The sequence below is a fragment of the Pseudomonas sp. HLG18 genome, from assembly GCF_051903985.1.
Classification (GTDB): Bacteria; Pseudomonadota; Gammaproteobacteria; order Pseudomonadales; family Pseudomonadaceae; genus Aquipseudomonas; species Aquipseudomonas fluorescens_BT.
Window position 1 is genome coordinate 4,471,249 of record NZ_CP195831.1, and the last position, 24,491, is coordinate 4,495,739.

At 54.3% G+C, this 24,491-nt stretch carries 15 protein-coding genes, 6 tRNA genes and 4 rRNA genes; all 25 read right to left on the reverse strand.

Annotation, left to right across the window (positions count from 1 at the left end):
- Positions 1–5: 5 nt before the first annotated feature.
- Positions 6–479 (reverse strand): 30S ribosomal protein S7, encoded by a 474-nt coding sequence (rpsG, locus tag ACSPX5_RS20630; protein WP_007957592.1) that lies wholly within the window; start codon positions 477–479, stop codon positions 6–8.
- 109 nt (positions 480–588) lie between these two features.
- The gene (gene rpsL / locus ACSPX5_RS20635) at positions 589–960 is read right to left on the reverse strand and encodes a 30S ribosomal protein S12 (protein ID WP_003186084.1); all 372 of its coding nucleotides are present in this window, start codon (positions 958–960) and stop codon (positions 589–591) included.
- Positions 961–1,175: 215 nt separating this feature from the next.
- The gene (rpoC, locus tag ACSPX5_RS20640) at positions 1,176–5,375 is read right to left on the reverse strand and encodes a DNA-directed RNA polymerase subunit beta' (RefSeq protein ID WP_169432134.1); all 4,200 of its coding nucleotides are present in this window, start codon (positions 5,373–5,375) and stop codon (positions 1,176–1,178) included.
- A gap of 63 nt (positions 5,376–5,438) precedes the next feature.
- Positions 5,439–9,512, reverse strand: coding sequence for a DNA-directed RNA polymerase subunit beta (gene rpoB / locus ACSPX5_RS20645; RefSeq protein WP_169432135.1), 4,074 nt, complete (start codon positions 9,510–9,512; stop codon positions 5,439–5,441).
- Between the two features lie 221 nt (positions 9,513–9,733).
- Positions 9,734–10,099, reverse strand: coding sequence for a 50S ribosomal protein L7/L12 (gene rplL / locus ACSPX5_RS20650; protein WP_007957596.1), 366 nt, complete (start codon positions 10,097–10,099; stop codon positions 9,734–9,736).
- A 79-nt stretch (positions 10,100–10,178) separates the two neighbouring features.
- Positions 10,179–10,679: a 50S ribosomal protein L10 gene (gene rplJ, locus ACSPX5_RS20655; protein WP_169432136.1), complete on the reverse strand. Its 501-nt coding sequence runs from the start codon at positions 10,677–10,679 to the stop codon at positions 10,179–10,181.
- A gap of 198 nt (positions 10,680–10,877) precedes the next feature.
- Positions 10,878–11,573 carry a 50S ribosomal protein L1 gene (gene rplA, locus ACSPX5_RS20660; protein ID WP_011336175.1) on the reverse strand — a complete coding sequence of 232 codons (696 nt, stop codon included), beginning with the start codon at positions 11,571–11,573 and terminating at the stop codon, positions 10,878–10,880.
- A complete protein-coding gene (gene rplK / locus ACSPX5_RS20665) occupies positions 11,573–12,004 on the reverse strand; it encodes a 50S ribosomal protein L11 (RefSeq protein WP_003228756.1) in 432 nt (143 codons plus the stop codon). The genes rplA and rplK overlap by 1 nt, the downstream gene beginning before the upstream one ends.
- A 117-nt stretch (positions 12,005–12,121) precedes the next feature.
- Positions 12,122–12,655, reverse strand: a complete 534-nt coding sequence (gene nusG / locus ACSPX5_RS20670) for a transcription termination/antitermination protein NusG (RefSeq protein ID WP_007957598.1) — start codon at positions 12,653–12,655, stop codon at positions 12,122–12,124.
- Between the two features lie 9 nt (positions 12,656–12,664).
- Positions 12,665–13,033: a preprotein translocase subunit SecE gene (secE, locus tag ACSPX5_RS20675; RefSeq protein ID WP_007916493.1), complete on the reverse strand. Its 369-nt coding sequence runs from the start codon at positions 13,031–13,033 to the stop codon at positions 12,665–12,667.
- A 45-nt stretch (positions 13,034–13,078) separates the two neighbouring features.
- A tRNA-Trp gene (locus tag ACSPX5_RS20680) sits at positions 13,079–13,154 on the reverse strand.
- 53 nt (positions 13,155–13,207) lie between these two features.
- Positions 13,208–14,401: an elongation factor Tu gene (gene tuf / locus ACSPX5_RS20685; RefSeq protein WP_010220303.1), complete on the reverse strand. Its 1,194-nt coding sequence runs from the start codon at positions 14,399–14,401 to the stop codon at positions 13,208–13,210.
- 84 nt (positions 14,402–14,485) lie between these two features.
- Positions 14,486–14,561: transfer RNA gene (locus tag ACSPX5_RS20690), tRNA-Thr, on the reverse strand.
- A 26-nt stretch (positions 14,562–14,587) separates the two neighbouring features.
- A tRNA-Gly gene (locus tag ACSPX5_RS20695) sits at positions 14,588–14,661 on the reverse strand.
- 25 nt (positions 14,662–14,686) lie between these two features.
- Positions 14,687–14,771, reverse strand: a tRNA-Tyr gene (locus ACSPX5_RS20700).
- A 142-nt stretch (positions 14,772–14,913) separates the two neighbouring features.
- A complete protein-coding gene (locus tag ACSPX5_RS20705; protein ID WP_169432137.1) occupies positions 14,914–15,351 on the reverse strand; it encodes a hypothetical protein in 438 nt (145 codons plus the stop codon).
- Positions 15,352–15,358: 7 nt separating this feature from the next.
- On the reverse strand, positions 15,359–16,108 hold the full coding sequence (locus tag ACSPX5_RS20710) for a pantothenate kinase (RefSeq protein ID WP_439820173.1): 750 nt from the start codon (positions 16,106–16,108) through the stop codon (positions 15,359–15,361).
- Positions 16,098–17,051, reverse strand: a complete 954-nt coding sequence (gene birA / locus ACSPX5_RS20715; RefSeq protein WP_169432139.1) for a bifunctional biotin--[acetyl-CoA-carboxylase] ligase/biotin operon repressor BirA — start codon at positions 17,049–17,051, stop codon at positions 16,098–16,100. The genes ACSPX5_RS20710 and birA overlap by 11 nt, the downstream gene beginning before the upstream one ends.
- Before the next feature lie 131 nt (positions 17,052–17,182).
- Positions 17,183–17,298 (reverse strand): 5S ribosomal RNA (rrf, locus tag ACSPX5_RS20720).
- 106 nt (positions 17,299–17,404) lie between these two features.
- Positions 17,405–17,520, reverse strand: a 5S ribosomal RNA gene (gene rrf / locus ACSPX5_RS20725).
- Between the two features lie 165 nt (positions 17,521–17,685).
- Positions 17,686–20,579 (reverse strand): 23S ribosomal RNA (locus ACSPX5_RS20730).
- 247 nt (positions 20,580–20,826) lie between these two features.
- Positions 20,827–20,902, reverse strand: a tRNA-Ala gene (locus ACSPX5_RS20735).
- A 30-nt stretch (positions 20,903–20,932) separates the two neighbouring features.
- A tRNA-Ile gene (locus ACSPX5_RS20740) sits at positions 20,933–21,009 on the reverse strand.
- Between the two features lie 81 nt (positions 21,010–21,090).
- Positions 21,091–22,626: ribosomal RNA gene (locus ACSPX5_RS20745) — 16S ribosomal RNA — on the reverse strand.
- The 16S, 23S and 5S rRNA genes sit together here with 2 tRNA genes alongside, the layout of an rRNA operon.
- A gap of 553 nt (positions 22,627–23,179) precedes the next feature.
- Complete coding sequence (gene tyrS / locus ACSPX5_RS20750; RefSeq protein ID WP_439820174.1) at positions 23,180–24,379, reverse strand: tyrosine--tRNA ligase; 1,200 nt, start codon at positions 24,377–24,379, stop codon at positions 23,180–23,182.
- Between the last annotated feature and the right edge of the window lie 112 nt (positions 24,380–24,491).

Genomic DNA, 24,491 nt, shown 5'->3' on the forward strand with positions numbered 1-24,491 from the left:
TAAAATTAGAAGCGGTAGTGCGAGAAAGCTTTGTTAGCTTCGGCCATACGGTGCACGTCTTCACGCTTCTTAACAGCAGCACCTTTACCTTCAGCAGCATCCAGCAGCTCGCCAGCCAAGCGCAGAGCCATAGACTTCTCGCCACGCTTGCGGGCGAAGTCTACCAACCAGCGCATTGCCAGAGCGTTACGACGGGACGGACGAACTTCGACCGGAACCTGGTAAGTAGCACCGCCAACGCGGCGCGACTTCACTTCGACCAGCGGAGCGATGGCGTCGAGTGCTTTTTCGAAGAGTTCCAGGGGATCGGTGCCGGTCTTGCGAGCCGCAACGGTTTCCAGGGCACCATAAACGATACGCTCGGCAACGGCTTTCTTGCCGCTTTCCATAACGTGGTTCATGAATTTGGCGAGGATTTGGCTTCCGTATTTCGGATCGTCCAGAATCTCACGCTTTGCTGCTACGCGACGTCTTGGCATTGATAAGCCCTCAAACGGTCTTCAGGTTAGTTCGGGACAGATCCTTGAGGATTCGCGCCCGACCTTACTCTTATCGACTCAATAAAATGAAAATCTGCAAAACGGCCGATTACTTCGGACGCTTGGTACCGTACTTCGAACGACCCTGGTTACGGCCTTTAACGCCGGAAGTATCCAAGGAGCCGCGAACGGTGTGGTAACGAACACCTGGCAAGTCTTTTACACGACCGCCGCGGATCAGTACCACGCTGTGCTCTTGCAGGTTGTGGCCTTCACCACCGATGTACGAGGAAACCTCGAAACCGTTGGTCAGACGCACACGGCATACTTTACGCAGTGCCGAGTTAGGTTTTTTCGGCGTAGTGGTGTACACACGGGTGCACACGCCACGACGTTGCGGGCAGTTCTGCAGCGCAGGTACGTCGGATTTCTCGACGATACGCTTACGCGGCTGACGTACCAGCTGGTTGATAGTTGCCATCTACTAGCTCCACTGTTGTCTTGCGACGCTATTGTCTTGCAAGAAAAGCAAAATGGCAGGAACGGATTCCCGCCAAATTTAGGGGATCAAGAGTCTAAAGAGGATCTTGCCCCCAGTCAAGGCAAGGCCCCGACCTCCCCGCTCGTCGAACCTCGACAAATTGTCTCGATTCGATGAACGGCGCGATCAGGGCCTCAGCTCACTTATCGCAGAACTCAGTTACCGCTCGAGTTCAGCGCTTCGGTCAGTGCAGCTTCCACTTCACTGGCGCTTACGCGCAACGGTTTGTCTGCATCACGACGACGCTTGCGCTCGCTGTGATAAGCCAGACCGGTACCGGCCGGGATCAGACGACCCACGACCACGTTTTCCTTCAGGCCGCGCAGGTAATCGCGCTTGCCGGTTACGGCCGCTTCGGTCAGTACACGGGTGGTTTCCTGGAAGGAAGCCGCCGAGATGAACGATTCGGTCGACAATGACGCCTTGGTGATACCCAGCAGAACGCGGGTGAACTTGGCGACAAACTTGTCTTCCGCGTTCAGACGCTCGTTCTCTACCAGCACGTGAGTCAGTTCCATCTGGTCGCCCTTGATGAAGCTGGAATCGCCGGATTCGGAGATCTCAACCTTACGCAGCATCTGACGCAGAATGGTCTCGATGTGCTTGTCGTTGATCTTCACGCCTTGCAGACGGTAAACGTCCTGGATCTCGTTCACGATGTACTTGGCCAGCGCGCTAACACCCAACAAACGCAGGATGTCGTGCGGATCGCTCGGACCGTCGGAGATAACTTCGCCGCGGTTTACCTGTTCGCCTTCGAACACGTTCAGGTGACGCCACTTCGGAATCAGCTCTTCGTACGGATCGCTACCGTCGTTCGGGGTGATGACCAGACGGCGCTTGCCCTTGGTCTCTTTACCGAACGCGATGGTGCCGCTGACTTCAGCCAGAATCGACGCCTCTTTCGGACGACGGGCTTCGAACAGGTCAGCAACACGCGGCAGACCACCGGTGATGTCACGAGTCTTCGAAGTTTCCTGCGGGATACGAGCGATAACATCACCGATCGCAATCTTCGCACCGTCCGCAACGCCGACCAGGGCGTTGGCTGGCAGGAAGTACTGAGCAATAACGTCAGTGCCTGGCAGCAACAGATCCTTGCCGTTGTCATCGACCATCTTCACGGCAGGACGAATGTCTTTGCCGGCAGCCGGACGATCTTTCGGATCAAGTACTTCAATGTTGGTCATACCGGTCAATTCGTCAGTCTGACGCTTGATCGTGATGCCTTCTTCCATGCCCACGTAGGTCACGGTACCTTTCATTTCGGTAACGATCGGGTGAGTGTGCGGATCCCACTTCGCCACGATGGCGCCAGCGTCGACCTTGTCACCTTCTTTAACCGAAATCACGGCACCGTACGGCAGCTTGTAACGCTCGCGCTCACGACCGAAGTCGTCAGCAATCGCCAGCTCACCGGAACGGGACACGGCAACCAGGTTGCCATCCACACGCTCAACGTGCTTCAGGTTGTGCAAACGGACGGTACCGCCATTCTTCACCTGAACGCTGTCGGCTGCGGAAGTACGGCTTGCCGCACCACCGATGTGGAACGTACGCATCGTCAGCTGAGTACCCGGCTCACCGATGGACTGGGCAGCGATTACGCCGACCGACTCACCGATGTTCACCTGGTGACCACGAGCCAGGTCACGGCCGTAGCACTTGGCGCAGATGCCGTAGCGGGTTTCACAGCTGATCGGCGAACGCACGATCACTTCGTCGATGCTGTTCAGCTCGATGAACTCGACCCACTTCTCGTCTACCAGAGTGCCTGCAGGAACGATGACGTCCTCGGTACCCGGCTTGAATACGTCACGGGCAATGACACGACCCAATACGCGCTCACCCAACGGCTCTACAACGTCACCGCCTTCAATGTGCGGAGTCATCAGCAGGCCGTGTTCGGTGCCGCAATCGATCTCGGTCACGACCAGATCCTGCGCCACGTCTACCAGACGACGAGTCAGGTAACCGGAGTTCGCGGTTTTCAACGCGGTATCCGCCAGACCTTTACGAGCACCGTGAGTCGAGATGAAGTACTGGAGTACGCTCAGACCTTCACGGAAGTTCGCAGTAATCGGCGTTTCAATGATGGAACCGTCCGGCTTGGCCATCAGACCACGCATACCGGCCAGCTGACGAATCTGTGCTGCGGAACCCCGCGCACCCGAGTCGGCCATCATGTACATCGAGTTGAACGATTCTTGATCGACTTCGACGCCGTGACGGTCGATGACTTTCTCTTTCGAGAGGTTGGCCATCATCGCCTTGGAGACTTCGTCGTTCGCTTTCGACCAAAGGTCGATCACTTTGTTGTACTTCTCGCCCTGGGTTACCAGGCCGGAGGCGTACTGGCTCTCGATCTCTTTCACTTCGTCGGTGGCTGCACCGATGATGCGGGCTTTTTCATCCGGGATTACGAAGTCGTTAACACCGATGGAAACGCCGGAAATGGTCGAGTAGGCAAAACCGGTGTACATCAACTGGTCGGCAAAGATCACGGTCTCTTTCAGACCAACCACGCGGTAGCACTGGTTGATCAGCTTGGAGATCGCCTTCTTCTTCATCGGCAGGTTGACGACGTCGAACGACAGACCTTTTGGCACAACCTGGAACAGCAGCGCACGACCGACAGTAGTGTCGACGATACGAGTGTTGTTCACGCTGTTGCCGTCACGATCGTTCACGGTTTCGTTGATACGAACCTTGACCTTGGCGTGCAGTGCGGCTTCGCCGGCACGGAACACACGGTCAACTTCCTGCAGATCCGCGAACACACGACCTTCGCCCTTGGCGTTGATCGCTTCGCGAGTCATGTAGTACAGACCCAATACAACGTCCTGCGACGGAACGATGATTGGCTCACCGTTGGCTGGCGACAGAATGTTGTTGGTCGACATCATCAACGCACGTGCTTCGAGCTGGGCTTCCAGCGTCAGCGGTACGTGCACGGCCATTTGGTCGCCGTCGAAGTCGGCGTTGTACGCGGCGCAGACCAGAGGGTGCAGCTGGATAGCCTTGCCTTCGATCAGTACCGGCTCAAACGCCTGGATACCCAGACGGTGAAGGGTTGGTGCACGGTTGAGAAGAACCGGGTGTTCGCGAATCACTTCAGCGAGAACGTCCCAAACTTCCGGCAGCTCGCGCTCGACCATTTTCTTGGCCGCTTTGATGGTGGTCGCCAGACCACGCATTTCCAGCTTGCCGAAAATGAACGGTTTGAACAGCTCGAGAGCCATCTTCTTCGGCAGACCGCACTGATGCAGACGCAGGGTCGGACCTACGGTAATTACCGAACGACCGGAGTAGTCAACACGCTTACCGAGCAGGTTCTGACGGAAACGACCTTGCTTACCCTTGATCATGTCAGCCAGGGATTTCAGAGGACGCTTGTTGGAACCGGTGATAGCGCGGCCACGACGACCGTTGTCGAGCAGTGCATCGACAGCTTCCTGCAACATGCGCTTTTCGTTGCGCACGATGATGTCCGGAGCGGACAGATCCAGCAGGCGCTTCAAACGGTTGTTACGGTTGATCACTCGACGATACAGATCGTTGAGGTCGGAAGTCGCGAAACGACCGCCATCCAGCGGAACCAGTGGACGCAGATCCGGCGGCAGAACCGGCAGAACGGTCAGTACCATCCACTCTGGCAAGTTGCCGGAACCCTGGAAGGCTTCCATCAACTTCAGACGCTTGGACAGCTTCTTGATCTTGGTTTCGGAGTTGGTTTGCGGAATTTCTTCACGCAGACGGCCAATCTCGTGTTCCAGGTCGATAGCGTGCAGCAGTTCGCGGACAGCTTCGGCACCCATGCGGGCGTCGAAATCGTCACCGAACTCTTCCAGCGCTTCGAAGTACTGCTCGTCGTTCAGCAGCTGACCTTTTTCAAGAGTGGTCATGCCCGGATCGATAACGACATAGCTCTCGAAGTAGAGAACGCGTTCGATATCACGCAGGGTCATGTCCATCAGCAGGCCGATACGGGACGGCAGCGATTTCAGGAACCAGATGTGGGCAACCGGCGAAGCCAGTTCGATGTGCGCCATGCGCTCACGACGAACCTTGGCCAGTGCAACTTCAACGCCGCACTTCTCGCAGATCACACCACGGTGCTTCAAGCGCTTGTACTTACCGCACAGGCACTCGTAATCCTTTACCGGGCCAAAGATCTTGGCGCAGAACAGACCGTCACGCTCAGGCTTGAACGTACGATAGTTGATGGTTTCCGGCTTTTTAACTTCACCGAACGACCACGAGCGGATCATCTCAGGCGAGGCCAATCCGATACGGATGGCGTCGAACTCTTCGACTTGACCCTGGTTTTTCAGCAAATTCAGTAGGTCTTTCAAGGCCTTTCCTCCTGGCGGAGCAGAGAGCGGGCAATCCTGCCCCGCTCTCGATCGCGTCACGTGTTATTCGGTTTCCAGATCGATATCGATGCCGAGGGAACGAATTTCCTTGATCAACACGTTGAAGGACTCGGGCATGCCCGGCTCCATACGGTGATCGCCGTCCACGATGTTTTTGTACATCTTGGTCCGGCCGTTCACATCGTCCGACTTCACTGTGAGCATTTCTTGCAGAGTGTAAGCAGCACCGTATGCTTCCAGTGCCCAGACCTCCATCTCCCCGAAACGCTGACCACCGAACTGCGCCTTACCACCCAGCGGCTGCTGGGTAACCAGGCTGTACGAACCGGTAGAACGCGCGTGCATCTTGTCGTCTACCAAGTGGTTCAGCTTCAGCATGTACATGTAGCCAACGGTAACTGGACGCTCGAACTTGTTGCCGGTACGACCGTCGGTCAGCTGCATCTGGCCGCTTTCTGGCAGGTCCGCCAGTTTCAGCATGGCCTTGATTTCGCTTTCCTTGGCACCGTCGAACACTGGAGTGGCCATTGGAACGCCGCCACGCAGGTTCTTCGCCAGATCGAGGATTTCCTGATCGGAGAAGCTGTCCAGATCTTCGTTACGACCGCCGATCTGGTTGTAGATCTCGTCCAGGAAGGTGCGCAGTTCAGCGACCTTGCGCTGCTCTTCGACCATCCGGTTGATCTTCTCGCCCAGACCTTTGGCCGCGAGACCCAGGTGGGTTTCAAGGATCTGACCAACGTTCATACGCGAAGGTACGCCCAGCGGGTTGAGGACCACGTCGACCGGGGTGCCATTGGCATCGTGCGGCATGTCTTCAACCGGCATGATCACAGAGACCACACCCTTGTTACCGTGACGACCGGCCATCTTGTCGCCCGGCTGGATGCGACGACGGATTGCCAGGTAAACCTTGACGATCTTCAGCACGCCTGGAGCCAGGTCATCGCCCTGCTGCAGTTTGCGCTTCTTGTCTTCGAACTTGTCGTCCAGCAGACGGCGACGATCAACGATATAGGCCTGAGCCTTCTCGAGCTGCTCGTTCAGAGCATCTTCAGCCATGCGCAGTTTGAACCACTGACCATGCTCAAGACCGTCGAGTACTTCGTCGGTGATGTCCTGACCTTTCTTCAGACCTGCGCCGCCTTCAGCCTTGTGGCCTACCAGAGCGGAACGCAGACGTTCGAAGGTCGCGCCTTCAACGATGCGGAACTCTTCGTTCAGATCCTTGCGGATCTCGTCCAGCTGGGACTTCTCGATCGACAGTGCACGAGCATCACGCTCAACGCCGTCGCGAGTGAAGACCTGCACGTCGATGACCGTACCTTTGGTACCGGTAGGTACGCGCAGGGAAGTGTCTTTAACGTCGCTGGCTTTTTCACCGAAGATCGCACGCAGCAGTTTTTCTTCCGGGGTCAGTTGGGTCTCGCCTTTCGGAGTGACCTTGCCTACCAGGATGTCGCCTGCGCCAACTTCGGCACCTACGTAAACGATACCGGCTTCGTCCAGCTTGTTCAGTGCAGCTTCACCCACGTTCGGGATGTCCGCAGTGATTTCCTCTGGGCCAAGCTTGGTGTCACGAGCCACACAGGTCAGTTCCTGGATGTGGATCGTGGTAAAGCGGTCTTCCTGAACCACACGCTCGGACAGGCAGATGGAGTCTTCGAAGTTGAAGCCGTTCCACGCCATGAACGCGATGCGCATGTTCTGACCCAGAGCCAGCTCACCCATGTCGGTGGACGGGCCGTCAGCCATGATGTCACTACGCTGAACGCGATCACCTTTGCTCACCAGCGGACGCTGGTTGATGCAGGTGTTCTGGTTCGAGCGGGTGTACTTGGTCAGGTTGTAGATGTCGACACCAGCCTCACCGGTTTCAACTTCGTCATCGGCAACACGAACCACGATACGGCTGGCATCAACGGAGTCGATCACGCCGCCACGACGAGCCACGACGCAAACGCCGGAGTCGCGAGCCACGTTACGCTCCATGCCGGTACCTACCAGCGGCTTGTCGGCACGCAGGGTTGGTACAGCCTGACGCTGCATGTTCGAACCCATCAACGCACGGTTGGCGTCGTCGTGCTCGAGGAACGGAATCAACGACGCTGCAACCGAAACTACCTGCTTCGGCGAAACGTCCATCAAGGTGACTTCTTCAGGCGCCTTGACGGTGAATTCGTTCAGGTGACGTACAGCTACCAGTTCGTCGACCAGGACTTTCTGCTCGTTCATGGTCGCCGAAGCCTGCGCGATCACGTGATCGGCTTCTTCAATAGCGGACAGGAACACGATATCGTCGGTGACCACACCCTCTTTCACCACACGGTACGGGCTCTCAAGGAAGCCGTACTGGTTGGTACGCGCATAAGCGGCGAGGGAGTTGATCAGACCGATGTTCGGACCTTCCGGCGTTTCAATCGGGCAGACACGACCGTAGTGAGTCGGGTGTACGTCACGGACTTCGAAGCCTGCGCGCTCACGAGTCAGACCGCCAGGGCCGAGTGCGGAGACACGACGCTTGTGGGTGATCTCGGACAGCGGGTTGTTCTGGTCCATGAACTGCGACAGCTGGCTGGAACCGAAGAACTCTTTCACCGCCGCAGCCACTGGCTTGGCGTTGATCAGGTCTTGCGGCATCAGGCCTTCGCTTTCTGCCATCGACAGACGCTCTTTGACCGCACGCTCAACACGTACCAGGCCAACGCGGAACTGGTTCTCGGCCATTTCGCCTACGCAGCGAACACGACGGTTACCCAGGTGGTCGATGTCATCGACGATGCCTTTACCGTTACGGATGTCGACCAGAGTCTTCAGTACCGCGACGATGTCTTCCTTGCACAACACGCCCGAACCTTCGATCTCGGTACGACCGATACGACGGTTGAACTTCATCCGACCGACCGCAGACAGGTCATAGCGCTCAGGGCTGAAGAACAGGTTGTTGAACAGGGTCTCGGCAGCATCCTTGGTTGGCGGCTCGCCCGGACGCATCATGCGATAGATTTCGACCAGCGCTTCCAATTGGTTGCTGGTGGAGTCGATCTTCAGTGTGTCGGAGATGAACGGACCGCAGTCGATATCGTTGGTATACAGAGTTTCGATACGAACGACACCGGCCTTGGCGACCTTCGCCAGAACTTCAGTGCTCAGTTCGGTGTTGCACTCTGCCAGGATCTCACCGGTAGCCGGGTGCACGATGGCCTTGGCGGTGGTACGACCCAGAACGTAATCCAGAGGCACGTCCAGCTCTTTGATCCCGGCTTTTTCCAGCTGGTTGATGTGGCGGGCAGTAATACGACGACCCTGCTCGACAATCACCTTGCCTTTGTCGTCCTGGATGTCGAGAACAGCAACTTCACCACGCAGGCGCTGAGGCACCAGCTCCAGGCTCAGGCCTTCGCCTTTCACGTGGAATACGTTGGTGGTGTAGAACGCGTCCAGCACTTCCTCGGTGGTATAACCGAGCGCGCGCAGCAGTACCGAGGCCGGCAGCTTGCGACGACGGTCGATACGCACGAATACGCAGTCTTTCGGGTCGAATTCGAAGTCCAGCCACGAACCGCGGTAAGGAATGATGCGCGCGGAGTACAGCAGTTTGCCGGAGCTGTGCGTCTTGCCACGGTCGTGGTCGAAGAACACGCCCGGGGAGCGGTGCAACTGGGAAACGATCACACGCTCGGTACCGTTGATTACGAAGGTACCGTTCTCAGTCATCAATGGGATTTCACCCATGTAGACTTCTTGCTCTTTGATGTCCTTGATCGCTTTGTTCGACGATTCTTTGTCGAAAATGATCAGGCGCACTTTTACCCGCAAAGGTACGGCGAAAGTTACACCGCGCAATACGCATTCTTTGACATCAAATGCCGGTTCGCCCAGGCGATAACCGACGTACTCCAGCGCAGCATTGCCGGAGTAGCTGATGATCGGGAAAACGGATTTGAAGGCCGCATGCAGGCCCACGTCGCGGAACTGATCTTTAGTCGCTCCCGCTTGCAAGAATTCACGATACGAATCCAGCTGGATGGCCAGGAGGTAAGGCACATCCATGACGTCCGGCAACTTGCTAAAGTCCTTGCGGATACGTTTTTTCTCAGTATATGAGTAAGCCATCAGCGTTCCCCAGCTTGGTCACCTGCTTGTTTGGCCCCTCCCGACGGGAGCAGCCAGAAAATCGTGCAAACCCCATGGTTTGCGCCACCGCATCGGGTGGTTACAGCGCCTTTATCAGCACCGACCCAGTCGGCTGCCAATAACGGAAAAAGGCCGGTGGCAAGAGCCACCAGCCATCAGCCTGTCGCTTGACGCTCGGGCTGGAGGAGCAAAGTCGATGCTTACTTCAGCTCGACTTTAGCGCCTGCTTCTTCCAGCTTCTTCTTGGCGTCTTCAGCAGCTTCTTTCGAAACGCCTTCAGCTACAACCTGAGGAGCGCCGTCGACTTTCTCTTTGGCTTCTTTCAGGCCCAGACCGGTCAGCTCACGAACTGCCTTGATCACGTTTACTTTCTTCTCGCCGGCTTCAACCAGAACAACGTTGAACTCGGTTTGCTCTTCAACAACAGCGGCAGCAGCAGCTGGACCAGCAGCAGCAACAGCAGCGGTCACGCCGAAGGTTTCTTCCATTGCTTTGATCAGCTCAACAACTTCCAGAACGGTTTTCTGGCCGATTGCTTCGATGATTTGTTCGTTAGTCAGAGACATGACTCAATTCCTGATTTGGTGGACAGCCTGTACGGCCGTCGAAATAAACAAAAATACGCGAGAGTGGAAACGCTCAGCCTCAGGCTGCAGCTGCTTCTTTCTGATCGCGAATTGCCGCCAGAGTACGAGCCAGCTTGCTGGTAGCGCCTTGAATCACGCTCATCAGTTTCGCAATAGCTTCGTCGCGAGTTGGCAGGCTTGCCAGCACGTCGATCTCATTCGCTGCGAGGAACTTGCCCTCGAACGAAGCTGCCTTGATCTCGAACTTGTCCTGACCCTTGGCAAATTCCTTGAACAGACGAGCAGCAGCGCCCGGGTGTTCGTTGGAGAATGCAATCAGGGTCGGGCCGGTGAACACGTCATTGAGGACACTGTATTGAGTGTCAGCAACAGCGCGCTTGAGCAGGGTGTTACGTACAACACGTACGTAAACGCCAGCTTCACGAGCCTCTTTACGGAGTCCGGTCATTGCGCCTACTGTTACGCCACGGGCATCAACCACGACAGCGGACAGAGCGACTTTGGCAGCCTCGTTGACTTCAGCGACGATGGCCTTCTTGTCTTCGAGATTAATTGCCACGGGTTTAACTCCTGCTTGTTACCGTTTCATTCGATCGAAACCGAATGTCGTTTTGGTGTCTGATTCGGTAAGGAACCGGGAGCACCATCTGCGTAGGCTTGAGGTTTAAGACTTGCGTCGCCTACGGTCTTGGATAGCCCCCGCCAGGCAGGGACCCCAATCTTTCAATTGGCGCAGTCAACTGCGCCAATTTTTGTCTTACGCGTCCAGCGAGCTCTGGTCGATGACCAGACCTGGGCCCATAGTGGTGCTCAGGGTAACGCGCTTGACGTAGATACCTTTCGAGGAAGCTGGCTTGATACGCTTCAGATCAGCGATCAGGGCTTCAACGTTTTCCTTCAGCTTGACGGCATCGAAGCCGATCTTGCCAACGGAAGTGTGGATGATGCCGTTTTTGTCGGTGCGATAACGAACCTGACCAGCCTTGGCATTTTTAACCGCGGTAGCGACGTCTGGGGTAACAGTGCCGACTTTCGGGTTAGGCATCAGACCACGTGGACCGAGGATCTGACCCAGCTGACCTACAACGCGCATGGCATCCGGGGATGCGATCACTACGTCATAGTTCAGGTCGCCGCCTTTCATTTCGGCGGCCAGTTCGTCCATACCTACACGGTCAGCGCCGGCAGCAAGAGCGGCCTCAGCAGCTGGACCCTGGGTGAACACAGCAACGCGAACAGTCTTGCCAGTACCGTGTGGCAGCACAGTAGCGCTACGAACGACCTGGTCGGATTTACGCGGGTCTACACCCAGGTTTACAGCTACGTCGAACGACTCGACGAATTTGGCAGCTGGCAGCGAAGCCAGCAGAGTTGCGGCCTCTTCGAAGTTGTAGGACTTGCCCGCTTCGATTTTTTCAGCGATAGCCTTTTGGCGCTTGGTCAGCTTAGCCATTACACACCCTCCACGTTAAGGCCCATGCTACGAGCAGAACCGGCGATAGTGCGCACGGCTGCATCCATATCAGCTGCAGTCAGATCCGCGTTTTTGGTTTTCGCGATTTCTTCCAGCTGAGCACGGGTAACAGTGCCAACCTTAACGGTGTTCGGACGAGCGGAACCGCTGGTCAGACCGGCCGCTTTCTTCAGTAGAACCGAAGCAGGGGTGGATTTGGTTTCGAAAGTGAAGCTACGGTCGCTGTAGACAGTGATGATCACTGGAGTCGGCAGACCAGCTTCCAGACCCTGGGTACGGGCGTTGAAAGCTTTGCAGAATTCCATGATGTTCACGCCGTGCTGACCCAAAGCAGGACCAACAGGTGGGCTTGGGTTAGCCTGAGCGGCCTTCACTTGCAGCTTGATGTAAGCGGTAATCTTCTTGGCCATGAGGCACTCCAATTACGGGTTCGAACGCCTCGAAAGGCTCCCCGGTTACTTGCGCGTTTATCCCAGTGACGACAAAACCCCACAGCCTAGGGCTGCGGGGTTGGGATGCTTGCTCAGCTAGACCTTTTCGACCTGACTGAACTCCAACTCTACCGGAGTAGAGCGTCCGAAAATGAGCACCGCCACTTGGATCCGGCTCTTTTCGTAGTTAACTTCTTCAACAACACCGTTAAAGTCAGCGAACGGGCCGTCATTGACTCGAACGGTTTCGCCTGGCTCGAACAACGTCTTCGGCTTCGGCTTGTCGCTACCGTCAGCAACGCGACGCAGGATCGCCTCTGCTTCTTTATCAGTGATTGGCGCAGGCTTGTCAGCAGTACCGCCGATAAAACCCATCACCCGAGGAGTATCCTTGACCAAGTGCCAAGTACCCTCGTTCATATCCATCTGTACCAGCACATAACCAGGGAAGAACTTACGTTCGCTTTTGCGCTTCTGGCCATTACGCATCTCAACCACTTCTTCAGTGGGAACCAGAATTTCGCCGAAGCCATCTTCCATGCCAGCCAGCTTTACGCGCTCGATCAACGAACGCATGACATGCTTCTCGTAACCCGAGTAAGCATGCACAACGTACCAACGCTTAGCCACGGGACACCCTTAGCCGACAATCAAGGAAACAAGCCAGCCGAGCAGGGAATCGAGCCCCCACAACAGCAACGCCATAACCAGAACAACAGCCACAACAATAAGCGTGGTCTGCGTGGTTTCTTGGCGAGTTGGCCATACGACTTTACGAATCTCGGTACGAGCTTCCTTAACCAGTACAAAGAAAGACTTGCCCTTGGCAGTCTGCAGACCTACAAAGGCAGCTACAGCAGCAATGACAAGCAATGCGAGTACACGGTACAGGATCGGCGAAGCAGAGTAATACTGATTGCCTACAACGCCAACCACCACCAAAGCGACCACTACAAGCCACTTGAGCAGATCGAAGCGAGAGCCTTGAGCTTCAGCCTTAGGAGTCATCTATGAAGATCCTGTGAAAAGAAAGCCAGACACACCGAGTGAATCTGGCAGGTCAGGAGGGAATCGAACCCCCAACCTACGGTTTTGGAGACCGTCGCTCTGCCAATTGAGCTACTGACCTAAAACAAAATCAGGCCGACCATTATGCCGGCCCGAAAAATACATTACAACTACTTACTCGATGATTTTGGCTACGACGCCAGCGCCGACGGTACGACCGCCTTCACGGATAGCGAAACGCAGACCGTCTTCCATCGCGATGGTTTTGATCAGGGTAACAGTCATCTGAATGTTGTCACCTGGCATTACCATTTCAACGCCTTCTGGCAGCTCGCAGTTACCGGTCACGTCAGTAGTACGGAAGTAGAACTGTGGACGGTAGCCTTTGAAGAACGGAGTGTGACGACCGCCTTCTTCCTTGCTCAGAACGTAAACTTCTGCGGTGAACTTGGTGTGCGGCTTAACCGAACCCGGCTTAACCAGAACCTGACCACGCTCAACGTCGTCACGCTTGGTGCCACGCAGCAGAACGCCGCAGTTCTCGCCAGCACGACCTTCGTCCAGCAGCTTGCGGAACATCTCAACACCGGTGCAGGTGGTGGTGGTGGTGTCACGCAGACCAACGATTTCCAGGGCGTCTTGAACGCGAACGATACCGCGCTCGATACGACCAGTCACAACAGTACCGCGACCCGAGATCGAGAACACGTCTTCGATTGGCATCAGGAAAGGCTTGTCGATAGCACGCTCTGGCTCTGGGATGTAGCTGTCCAGAGTTTCCACCAGCTTCTTAACAGCAGTCGTGCCCATTTCGTTGTCGTCTTTACCTTCCAGCGCCATACGAGCCGAACCGATAATGATCGGAGTGTCGTCGCCTGGGAAGTCGTAGGTGGACAGCAGGTCGCGAACTTCCATCTCAACCAGTTCCAGCAGCTCAGCGTCGTCTACCAGGTCTGCCTTGTTCAGGAAAACCACGATGTACGGAACGCCTACCTGACGGGACAGCAGAATGTGCTCACGGGTTTGTGGCATCGGACCATCAGCGGCCGAGCAAACCAGGATCGCGCCGTCCATCTGGGCAGCACCAGTGATCATGTTCTTCACGTAGTCAGCGTGACCTGGGCAGTCAACGTGAGCGTAGTGACGAATGTTCGAGTTGTACTCAACGTGCGCGGTGTTGATGGTGATACCGCGAGCTTTTTCTTCTGGAGCGCTGTCGATCTTGTCGAATTCAACTACGGCCGAACCGAAAACTTCGGAGCAGACGCGAGTCAGAGCAGCGGTCAGAGTGGTTTTACCGTGGTCAACGTGACCGATAGTTCCGACGTTGACGTGCGGTAGGGAACGATCAAATTTTTCCTTAGCCATCGATATCACCCCTAACAGAAGAAATAAGCAAACAACCCTAGCCATTAAAACAAAGGCAGATATTTTCATATCTGCCTTGTTATATGGAGCTCTTGAGCGGATTTGAACCGCTGACCTCACCCTTACCAAGGGTGTGCTCTACCAACTGAGCTACAAGAGCGTAACGCCTTGCACAACCTGCAAACTTGGAGCGGGTAGCGGGAATCGAACCCGCATCATCAGCTTGGAAGGCTGAGGTTTTACCACTAAACTATACCCGCGGAGCCTGCAGCTCACGCTAAAATCTGGTGGAGGGAGAAGGATTCGAACCTTCGAAGTCGTAGACGTCAGATTTACAGTCTGATCCCTTTGGCCGCTCGGGAACCCCTCCTAATCAGGCCGGCATTCTATACTATGCCAAACCCCTGTCAAGCATTTTCTCATTTAAAAACCTGAGGTTAGCTGCATTGACATCGCTCTGCCGCGTTAACCTATTTGGTCTTCGCTGTGGAGCGGGCGCCATTCTATGCAAACTATTCCGCAGGTGCAACCCCCTCGCACAGCATTATTTTGTGTTTTAACTCATTGAATTCCTTGGAAAGGTTTTGCAATTGGACATCCCCCAACAAACGCTGGGTTTCGGACGAAACTCGGAACCAGTACAGCCCCCCGGAAAGCTCTCTGGATACCGGCAACGCCTTCGCCCCAAGTTCTGTCAAACGCTGCTCCAACGCCTGAGCGGAGTCAGGGCGCGCCAAACCACCTATATATAGACACTGCCCGTCGACCTTCCCGCCAGATCGTCTTTCACGCGAAGCATCGCTTGTCTCGCTCAACAAACGAATATCCTGCTGCGAACCCCGATAGAGACTGAGAGGTGTCACATCCTTTGCGCGCAGAGGTGCTTCTTGCTGATGCCAGACGTAATAAAAAATATTGAGTACCAGAAGCAGGAGGAACAACCAACGCATACAAACCTCAGGATAAAGGACACGCCATAGCCAAACCCACGAACACCAGATCGGAGACGACCCGAGCCCCTGGCGCAACATCAGAAACCAGCTCTGCGTCCCCACCAGTGATGAAAACAGTGAAGGAGTCCCCCCAATAGGACCGCGCCATTTCCAGTTGAGTCAAAACGAACCCTCTCAACATCAGCAAACAACCGCGCTCCACTGCTTCAACCGTGTTTCGCCCTGGAGCCTGACTGGCCAATGCCTGCTCCGCAGCTTGATCCCCATAGCGAATCTTGCGCGTGTGCGTACGTAACTGGTTTCGCATCAGCGGCATGCCAGGACAAATGAACCCCCCCAGATGCTCACCATCCGGCGAAATGAAATCTGCCGTCACTGCAGTTCCGAAATCCAGGACCACACAAGCGCCATTGGCCAAATGAAAACCACCCAGCATAGCCAGCCAGCGATCGAGTCCAAGACGCTCGTAGTCTTCATAACCATTCTTGACACCGGACATCTCACGGGCGGGCGCCGCACAAACAACGGAAATACCGAACTCCCGCTTGAGTAGCGCAATAAGATCACCGGTCTCCTCGTCCGCTCTTACGCTGACAAGGCGGCACTTACTCAACGAGAGCTTCACTGGCGAGCGAAGCGCATCGACCAATGCCTTATCAGTGTCAACCACACCCTCAGCGATCAAAGCACCGACTTCAGCGTGCAACACCCGCCATTTGATAAAGCTGTTACCGCAATCGAGCTCAAGAATCATCACGCAACCTCAAGCTGAGCTCACCGCCACTAAAGACTTTTTCCACTCCATCAACCTTCAGCCGCAACGCACCCTGATTATCGATACCCAGGACCACACCATCCACCTGAGTGACACCCGCCGTTAGCGAAACTGGCTGTGCTTGCCAGAGATGATTCGCTTCCCACTCTGCCTGAAGCGAAGTAAAACCATCTGACTGATGGCGCTGCAAATAGAGCTGCAACTGCTTGCTCAACTCCACCACCAGATTATTACGATCGCAATTTCGACCCGATTCCAAGCGAACCGAAGTCCACTGCTGATCGACCTCATCAGTGGCCTGCATATTCACGTTGATACCAACCCCCAGTACCACGTGACACACATCTGCCGGATCCCCTACGAGCTCGAGCAGAATCCCGGCGATCTTTTTTCGACCGACGAGAACGTCATTAGGCCATTTCAACCCGGCACCAGAGACCCCAACCGAGCGCAGGGTTTGCATGACAGCGAGCCCCACAACCAGGCTTAAGCCCTCGAGCTGACGCATTCCGCCATCAATGCGCAATACGAGACTGTAATAAAGGTTTTCGGCAAATGGGCTGACCCACTTTCGCCCCCTGCGCCCACGCCCGGCAATCTGTCGCTCAGCTAAAACTAGAAAAGGCGCCACTTGGCCACGATCGACCGCGCGTAATGATTCGGCGTTAGTAGAGTCGATTGAGTCAAAGAGGCTGATAGGCCAGCCGGCAAGATTCGCCTCAATTCTGTGCAAATCAAGCAAGGTGAGAGGCGCAGCCAATTGGTAACCCCGACCTCGAACTTTATGTATGGTCAATCCGAGCTCGGCCTCCAAGTGCTGTAGCTGCTTCCAGACTGCACTTCGACTAATACCCAGGGCAACTCCCAGAGCCTGACCAGAATGGAATCGACCATCCTTCAGAAGGTTCAACAACGTCAGCATGCAGGTCTCGCCTCACAATGAGGCCCGAATAATAGCCATGCACCGAGCCGTTGCATAGAAATCAAACGGCTGTTTTTTTGCGGACAAAACAAAACCCCAACTGCTTTCGCAATTGGGGTTTCGGAATTTAATCTTGACGATGACCTACTCTCACATGGGGAAACCCCACACTACCATCGGCGATGCATCGTTTCACTTCTGAGTTCGGGATGGGATCAGGTGGTTCCAACGCTCTATGGTCGTCAAGAAATTCTGTGACCAGCCCGTTACCACAGTAACGTTCCGGCAAAAAACGGTGACTTCTACTAAAACAAAACCCCAACTGCTTTCGCAATTGGGGTTTCGGAATTTAATCTTGACGATGACCTACTCTCACATGGGGAAACCCCACACTACCATCGGCGATGCATCGTTTCACTTCTGAGTTCGGGATGGGATCAGGTGGTTCCAACGCTCTATGGTCGTCAAGAAATTCGGGTACTGACTCGTGACCGGACGGCCTCGCTTCAGCAAATTGGGTATGGGATAGTTTTCGGTGCTTTGTGAGCGTCGAACTTTCGGTTCGTTTCGTCTTCACACACCGCAATCTGGTTGCTCTGGTTTAGAGAGCCGACGCAAATTGCTTGGGTGTTATATGGTCAAGCCTCACGGGCAATTAGTATTGGTTAGCTCAACGCCTCACAGCGCTTACACACCCAACCTATCAACGTCGTAGTCTTCGACGGCCCTTCAGGGAACTCAAGGTTCCAGTGAGATCTCATCTTGAGGCAAGTTTCCCGCTTAGATGCTTTCAGCGGTTATCTTTTCCGAACATAGCTACCCGGCAATGCCACTGGCGTGACAACCGGAACACCAGAGGTTCGTCCACTCCGGTCCTCTCGTACTAGGAGCAGCCCCTCTCAAATCTCAAACGTCCACGGCAGATAGGGACCGAACTGTCTCACGACGTTCTAAACCCAGCTCGCGTACCACTTTAAATGGCGAACAGCCATACCCTTGGGACCGGCTTCAGCCCCAGGATGTGATGAGCCGACATCGAGGTGCCAAACACCGCCGTCGATATGAACTCTTGGGCGGTATCAGCCTGTTATCCCCGGAGTACCTTTTATCCGTTGAGCGATGGCCCTTCCATACAGAACCACCGGATCACTAAGACCTACTTTCGTACCTGCTCGACGTGTCTGTCTCGCAGTCAAGCGCGCTTTTGCCTTTATACTCTACGACCGATTTCCGACCGGTCTGAGCGCACCTTCGTACTCCTCCGTTACTCTTAGGAGGAGGAGACCGCCCCAGTCAAACTACCCACCATACACTGTCCTCGATCCGGATAACGGACCTGAGTTAGAACCTCAAAGTTGCCAGGGTGGTATTTCAAGGATGGCTCCACGCGAACTGGCGTCCACGCTTCAAAGCCTCCCACCTATCCTACACAAGCAAATTCAAAGTCCAGTGCAAAGCTATAGTAAAGGTTCACGGGGTCTTTCCGTCTAGCCGCGGATACACTGCATCTTCACAGCGATTTCAATTTCACTGAGTCTCGGGTGGAGACAGCGCCGCCATCGTTACGCCATTCGTGCAGGTCGGAACTTACCCGACAAGGAATTTCGCTACCTTAGGACCGTTATAGTTACGGCCGCCGTTTACCGGGGCTTCGATCAAGAGCTTCGCGTTAGCTAACCCCATCAATTAACCTTCCGGCACCGGGCAGGCGTCACACCCTATACGTCCACTTTCGTGTTTGCAGAGTGCTGTGTTTTTAATAAACAGTCGCAGCGGCCTGGTATCTTCGACCGGCATGAGCTTACGGAGCAAGTCCTTCACCCTCACCGGCGCACCTTCTCCCGAAGTTACGGTGCCATTTTGCCTAGTTCCTTCACCCGAGTTCTCTCAAGCGCCTTGGTATTCTCTACCCAACCACCTGTGTCGGTTTGGGGTACGGTTCCTGGTTATCTGAAGCTTAGAAGCTTTTCTTGGAAGCATGGCATCAACCACTTCGTGTTCTAAAAGAACACTCGTCATCAGCTCTCGGCCTTAAGATCCCGGATTTACCTAAGATCTCAGCCTACCACCTTAAACTTGGACAACCAACGCCAAGCTGGCCTAGCCTTCTCCGTCCCTCCATCGCAATAACCAGAAGTACAGGAATATTAACCTGTTTTCCATCGACTACGCTTTTCAGCCTCGCCTTAGGGACCGACTAACCCTGCGTCGATTAACGTTGCGCAGGAAACCTTGGTCTTTCGGCGTGGGTGTTTTTCACACCCATTGTCGTTACTCATGTCAGCATTCGCACTTCTGATACCTCCAGCAAGCTTCTCAACTCACCTTCACAGGCTTACAGAACGCTCCTCTACCGCATCACTTACGTGATACCCGTAGCTTCGGTGTATGGTTTGAGCCCCGTTACATCTTCCGCGCAGGCCGACTCGACTAGTGAGCTATTACGCTTTCTTTAAAGGGTGGCTGCTTCTAAGCCAACCTCCTAGCTGTCTAAGCCTTCCCACATCGTTTCCCACTTAACCATAACTTTGGGACCTTAGCTGACGGTCTGGGTTGTTTCCCTTTTCACGACGGACGTTAGCACCCGCCGTGTGTCTCCCATGCTCGGCACTTGTAGGTATTCGGAGTTTGCATCGGTTTGGTAAGTCGGGATGACCCCCTAGCCGAAACAGTGCTCTACCCCCTACAGTGATACATGAGGCGCTACCTAAATAGCTTTCGAGGAGAACCAGCTATCTCCGAGCTTGATTAGCCTTTCACTCCGATCCACAGGTCATCCGCTAACTTTTCAACGGTAGTCGGTTCGGTCCTCCAGTCAGTGTTACCTAACCTTCAACCTGCCCATGGATAGATCGCCCGGTTTCGGGTCTATTCCCAGCGACTAGACGCCCTATTAAGACTCGCTTTCGCTACGCCTCCCCTATTCGGTTAAGCTCGCCACTGAAAATAAGTCGCTGACCCATTATACAAAAGGTACGCAGTCACAGAACAAAGTCTGCTCCCACTGCTTGTACGCATACGGTTTCAGGATCTATTTCACTCCCCTCTCCGGGGTTCTTTTCGCCTTTCCCTCACGGTACTAGTTCACTATCGGTCAGTCAGTAGTATTTAGCCTTGGAGGATGGTCCCCCCATATTCAGACAAAGTTTCTCGTGCTCCGTCCTACTCGATTTCATGACTAAGAGACTTTCGCGTACAGGGCTATCACCCACTATGGCCGCACTTTCCAGAGCGTTCCGCTAATCTCAAAGCCACTTAAGGGCTAGTCCCCGTTCGGCCCCAACTACTAAGGGAATCTCGGTTGATTTCTTTTCCTCAGGGTACTTAGATGTTTCAGTTCCCCTGGTTCGCCTCTTGCACCTATGTATTCAGTACAAGATAACCATCTTATGATGGCTGGGTTCCCCCATTCAGACATCTCCGGATCAAAGTCTGTTTGCCGACTCCCCGAAGCTTTTCGCAGGCTACCACGTCTTTCATCGCCTCTGACTGCCAAGGCATCCACCGTATGCGCTTCTTCACTTGACCATATAACCCCAAGCAATCTGGTTATACTGTGAAGACGACATTCGCCGAAAATTCGAATTTCTCAACTAAGAGAACTCACAAATTTTACCTTAGCCTGATCCGTTACCAGTGAAAGTAACGTTCAGTCTATCTTTCTATCACATACCCAAATTTTTAAAGAACGATCTAGTCAAAGACTAGAAATCAACATTCATCATCACACTGATGGAATGCTCATTTCTAAGCTTTCAAACTTCAGAAGCAGTAGTGGTGGAGCCAAGCGGGATCGAACCGCTGACCTCCTGCGTGCAAGGCAGGCGCTCTCCCAGCTGAGCTATGGCCCCGTATTTCTACAGGCGTTTCCCACACAAAATTGGTGGGTCTGGGCAGATTCGAACTGCCGACCTCACCCTTATCAGGGGTGCGCTCTAACCAACTGAGCTACAGACCCAATTTCGGGCTGCTTCTATCGTCTTCTTCAATGAATCAAGCAATTCGTGTGGGAACTTATGGAGCAGCTGATGTCGTCGATTAAGGAGGTGATCCAGCCGCAGGTTCCCCTACGGCTACCTTGTTACGACTTCACCCCAGTCATGAATCACACCGTGGTAACCGTCCCCCCGAAGGTTAGACTAGCTACTTCTGGTGCAACCCACTCCCATGGTGTGACGGGCGGTGTGTACAAGGCCCGGGAACGTATTCACCGCGACATTCTGATTCGCGATTACTAGCGATTCCGACTTCACGCAGTCGAGTTGCAGACTGCGATCCGGACTACGATCGGTTTTATGGGATTAGCTCCACCTCGCGGCTTGGCAACCCTTTGTACCGACCATTGTAGCACGTGTGTAGCCCAGGCCGTAAGGGCCATGATGACTTGACGTCATCCCCACCTTCCTCCGGTTTGTCACCGGCAGTCTCCTTAGAGTGCCCACCATTACGTGCTGGTAACTAAGGACAAGGGTTGCGCTCGTTACGGGACTTAACCCAACATCTCACGACACGAGCTGACGACAGCCATGCAGCACCTGTCTCAATGTTCCCGAAGGCACCAATCCATCTCTGGAAAGTTCATTGGATGTCAAGGCCTGGTAAGGTTCTTCGCGTTGCTTCGAATTAAACCACATGCTCCACCGCTTGTGCGGGCCCCCGTCAATTCATTTGAGTTTTAACCTTGCGGCCGTACTCCCCAGGCGGTCAACTTAATGCGTTAGCTGCGCCACTAAGAGCTCAAGGCTCCCAACGGCTAGTTGACATCGTTTACGGCGTGGACTACCAGGGTATCTAATCCTGTTTGCTCCCCACGCTTTCGCACCTCAGTGTCAGTATCAGTCCGGTGGTCGCCTTCGCCACTGGTGTTCCTTCCTATATCTACGCATTTCACCGCTACACAGGAAATTCCACCACCCTCTACCATACTCTAGCTCGCCAGTTTTGGATGCAGTTCCCAGGTTGAGCCCGGGGATTTCACATCCAACTTAACGAACCACCTACGCGCGCTTTACGCCCAGTAATTCCGATTAACGCTTGCACCCTCTGTATTACCGCGGCTGCTGGCACAGAGTTAGCCGGTGCTTATTCTGTCGGTAACGTCAAAATTGCAGAGTATTAATCTACAACCCTTCCTCCCAACTTAAAGTGCTTTACAATCCGAAGACCTTCTTCACACACGCGGCATGGCTGGATCAGGCTTTCGCCCATTGTCCAATATTCCCCACTGCTGCCTCCCGTAGGAGTCTGGACCGTGTCTCAGTTCCAGTGTGACTGATCATCCTCTCAGACCAGTTACGGATCGTCGCCTTGGTGAGCCATTACCTCACCAACTAGCTAATCCGACCTAGGCTCATCTGATAGCGCAAGGCCCGAAGGTCCCCTGCTTTCTCCCGTAGGACGTATGCGGTATTAGCGTTCCTTTCGAAACGTTGTCCCCCACTACCAGGCAGATTCCTAGGCATTACTCACCCGTCCGCCGCTGAATCCAGGAGCAAGCTCCCTTCATCCGCTCGACTTGCATGTGTTAGGCCTGCCGCCAGCGTTCAATCTGAGCCATGATCAAACTCTTCAGTTCAAACATCTTTGGGTTTTTAAGAAACCCTAAACTTGGCTCAGCAATCGTTGGTTACATCTTTGATTTCTCGCGGAGTAACTTGTGATGCTGATAATCTTGTTGACTATCAGTCTGACTCCACAAGCACCCACACGAATTGCTTGATTCAGTTGTTAAAGAGCGGTTGGTTAAGAGCTTTCGTCTCAACCGAGGCGCGCATTCTACAGCAGCCTCATTTGCTGTCAAGTGATTATTTTCAGAAGTTTTCGAAGATTTCCTCAACAACTTCAACCACTTGCGCTTCCGATCTCTCGTCAGCGGGAGGCGAATTCTACAGCGTTACACGCTGCTGTCAACACCTCTTTTTCTCCGCTTTCGACCGAGAAGATCGAACCGTTGAAAGCGCCAGAAAAACCGGCATTTTCAACTCCTTCCAGGCTTCGATGACCTGAAGCAAACCGCTATCGAAAACCGTGTAACTCATTGAATCTCAAGGAGTTTTCCGTTTCGACTGCGCCGGAAGTGGGGCGAATTATAGACCTCCAGAATCTGCCGTCAACCCCTATTTTCAACTTTACTCGGATTTCAGCGTAATCCGTGCAAATGCCTTCTTCCCAGCCTGGCAGACGTGAGTCGCGCCCAGTACATATATAAAGGAGCGATCAACAACCTCACCATCTATACGCACACCACCGGAAGCCAACAGATCACGAGCAGCCGCCGAGTTTCTCACCAGGCCTGCCTTATTAAGGACAGCAGCAATCGGCATATCTTCGGTAGCAGTCAGCTCGACCTCTGGCAAATCATCCGGCAGCTCGCCATCCTTCATCCGGTTACCCGCACCACGGTGAGCATTGGCAGCAGCTTCTTCCCCATGGAAACGGGCAACAATTTCTTCAGCCAGCTTGATCTTGATGTCGCGAGGATTGGCACCCACCTCCACGTCAGCACGGAAGGCATTGATCTCATCCATCGAACGGAAGCTGAGCAACTCGAAATAGCGCCACATCAACGCATCCGGAATCGAAACCAGCTTGCTGTACATGACACCCGGCGCTTCCTGGATACCGACGTAGTTGCCCAACGATTTGGACATCTTCTTCACACCATCAAGACCTTCGAGCAACGGCATCGTCAGAATGCACTGCGCCTCCTGACCGTAACCACGCTGCAACTCGCGCCCCATCAGCAGATTGAACTTCTGATCGGTGCCACCCAGTTCCACATCAGCGCGCAAGGCAACCGAGTCATACCCCTGAACCAGCGGATAGAGGAACTCGTGAATGGCGATTGGCTGATTAGTGGTGTAGCGCTTGTCGAAGTCGTCACGCTCGAGCATGCGAGCAACGGTGTATTGAGAAGTCAGGCGAATGAAATCCGCAGGCCCCATCTGATCCATCCAGGTGGAGTTGAACGCCACCTCGGTTTTCGCCGGATCAAGAATCTTGAATACCTGAGTCTTGTAGGTTTCAGCGTTTTCCAGAACCTGCTCACGAGTCAGCGGAGGACGAGTTGCACTTTTGCCGCTCGGATCACCGATCATTCCAGTGAAATCACCAATAAGGAAGATCACCTGATGCCCCAATTCCTGGAACTGGCGCAGCTTGTTAATGAGCACAGTGTGTCCAAGGTGCAGATCCGGCGCTGTTGGATCGAAGCCAGCCTTGATTCGCAGCGGCTGGCCACGCTTGAGCTTTTCGATCAGCTCGGACTCGACCAACAGTTCTTCCGCACCACGTTTAATCAGCGCTAGCTGCTCTTCAACCGACTTCATAACAGACCCGCAAGGCTCAGATTCAAAGGGAACCAACCATACAAGATCGCGCACCAATTACAAGTTTTGCCCGGCACACGGACACTAATCCATAGACGAGACGCCTGCGGAC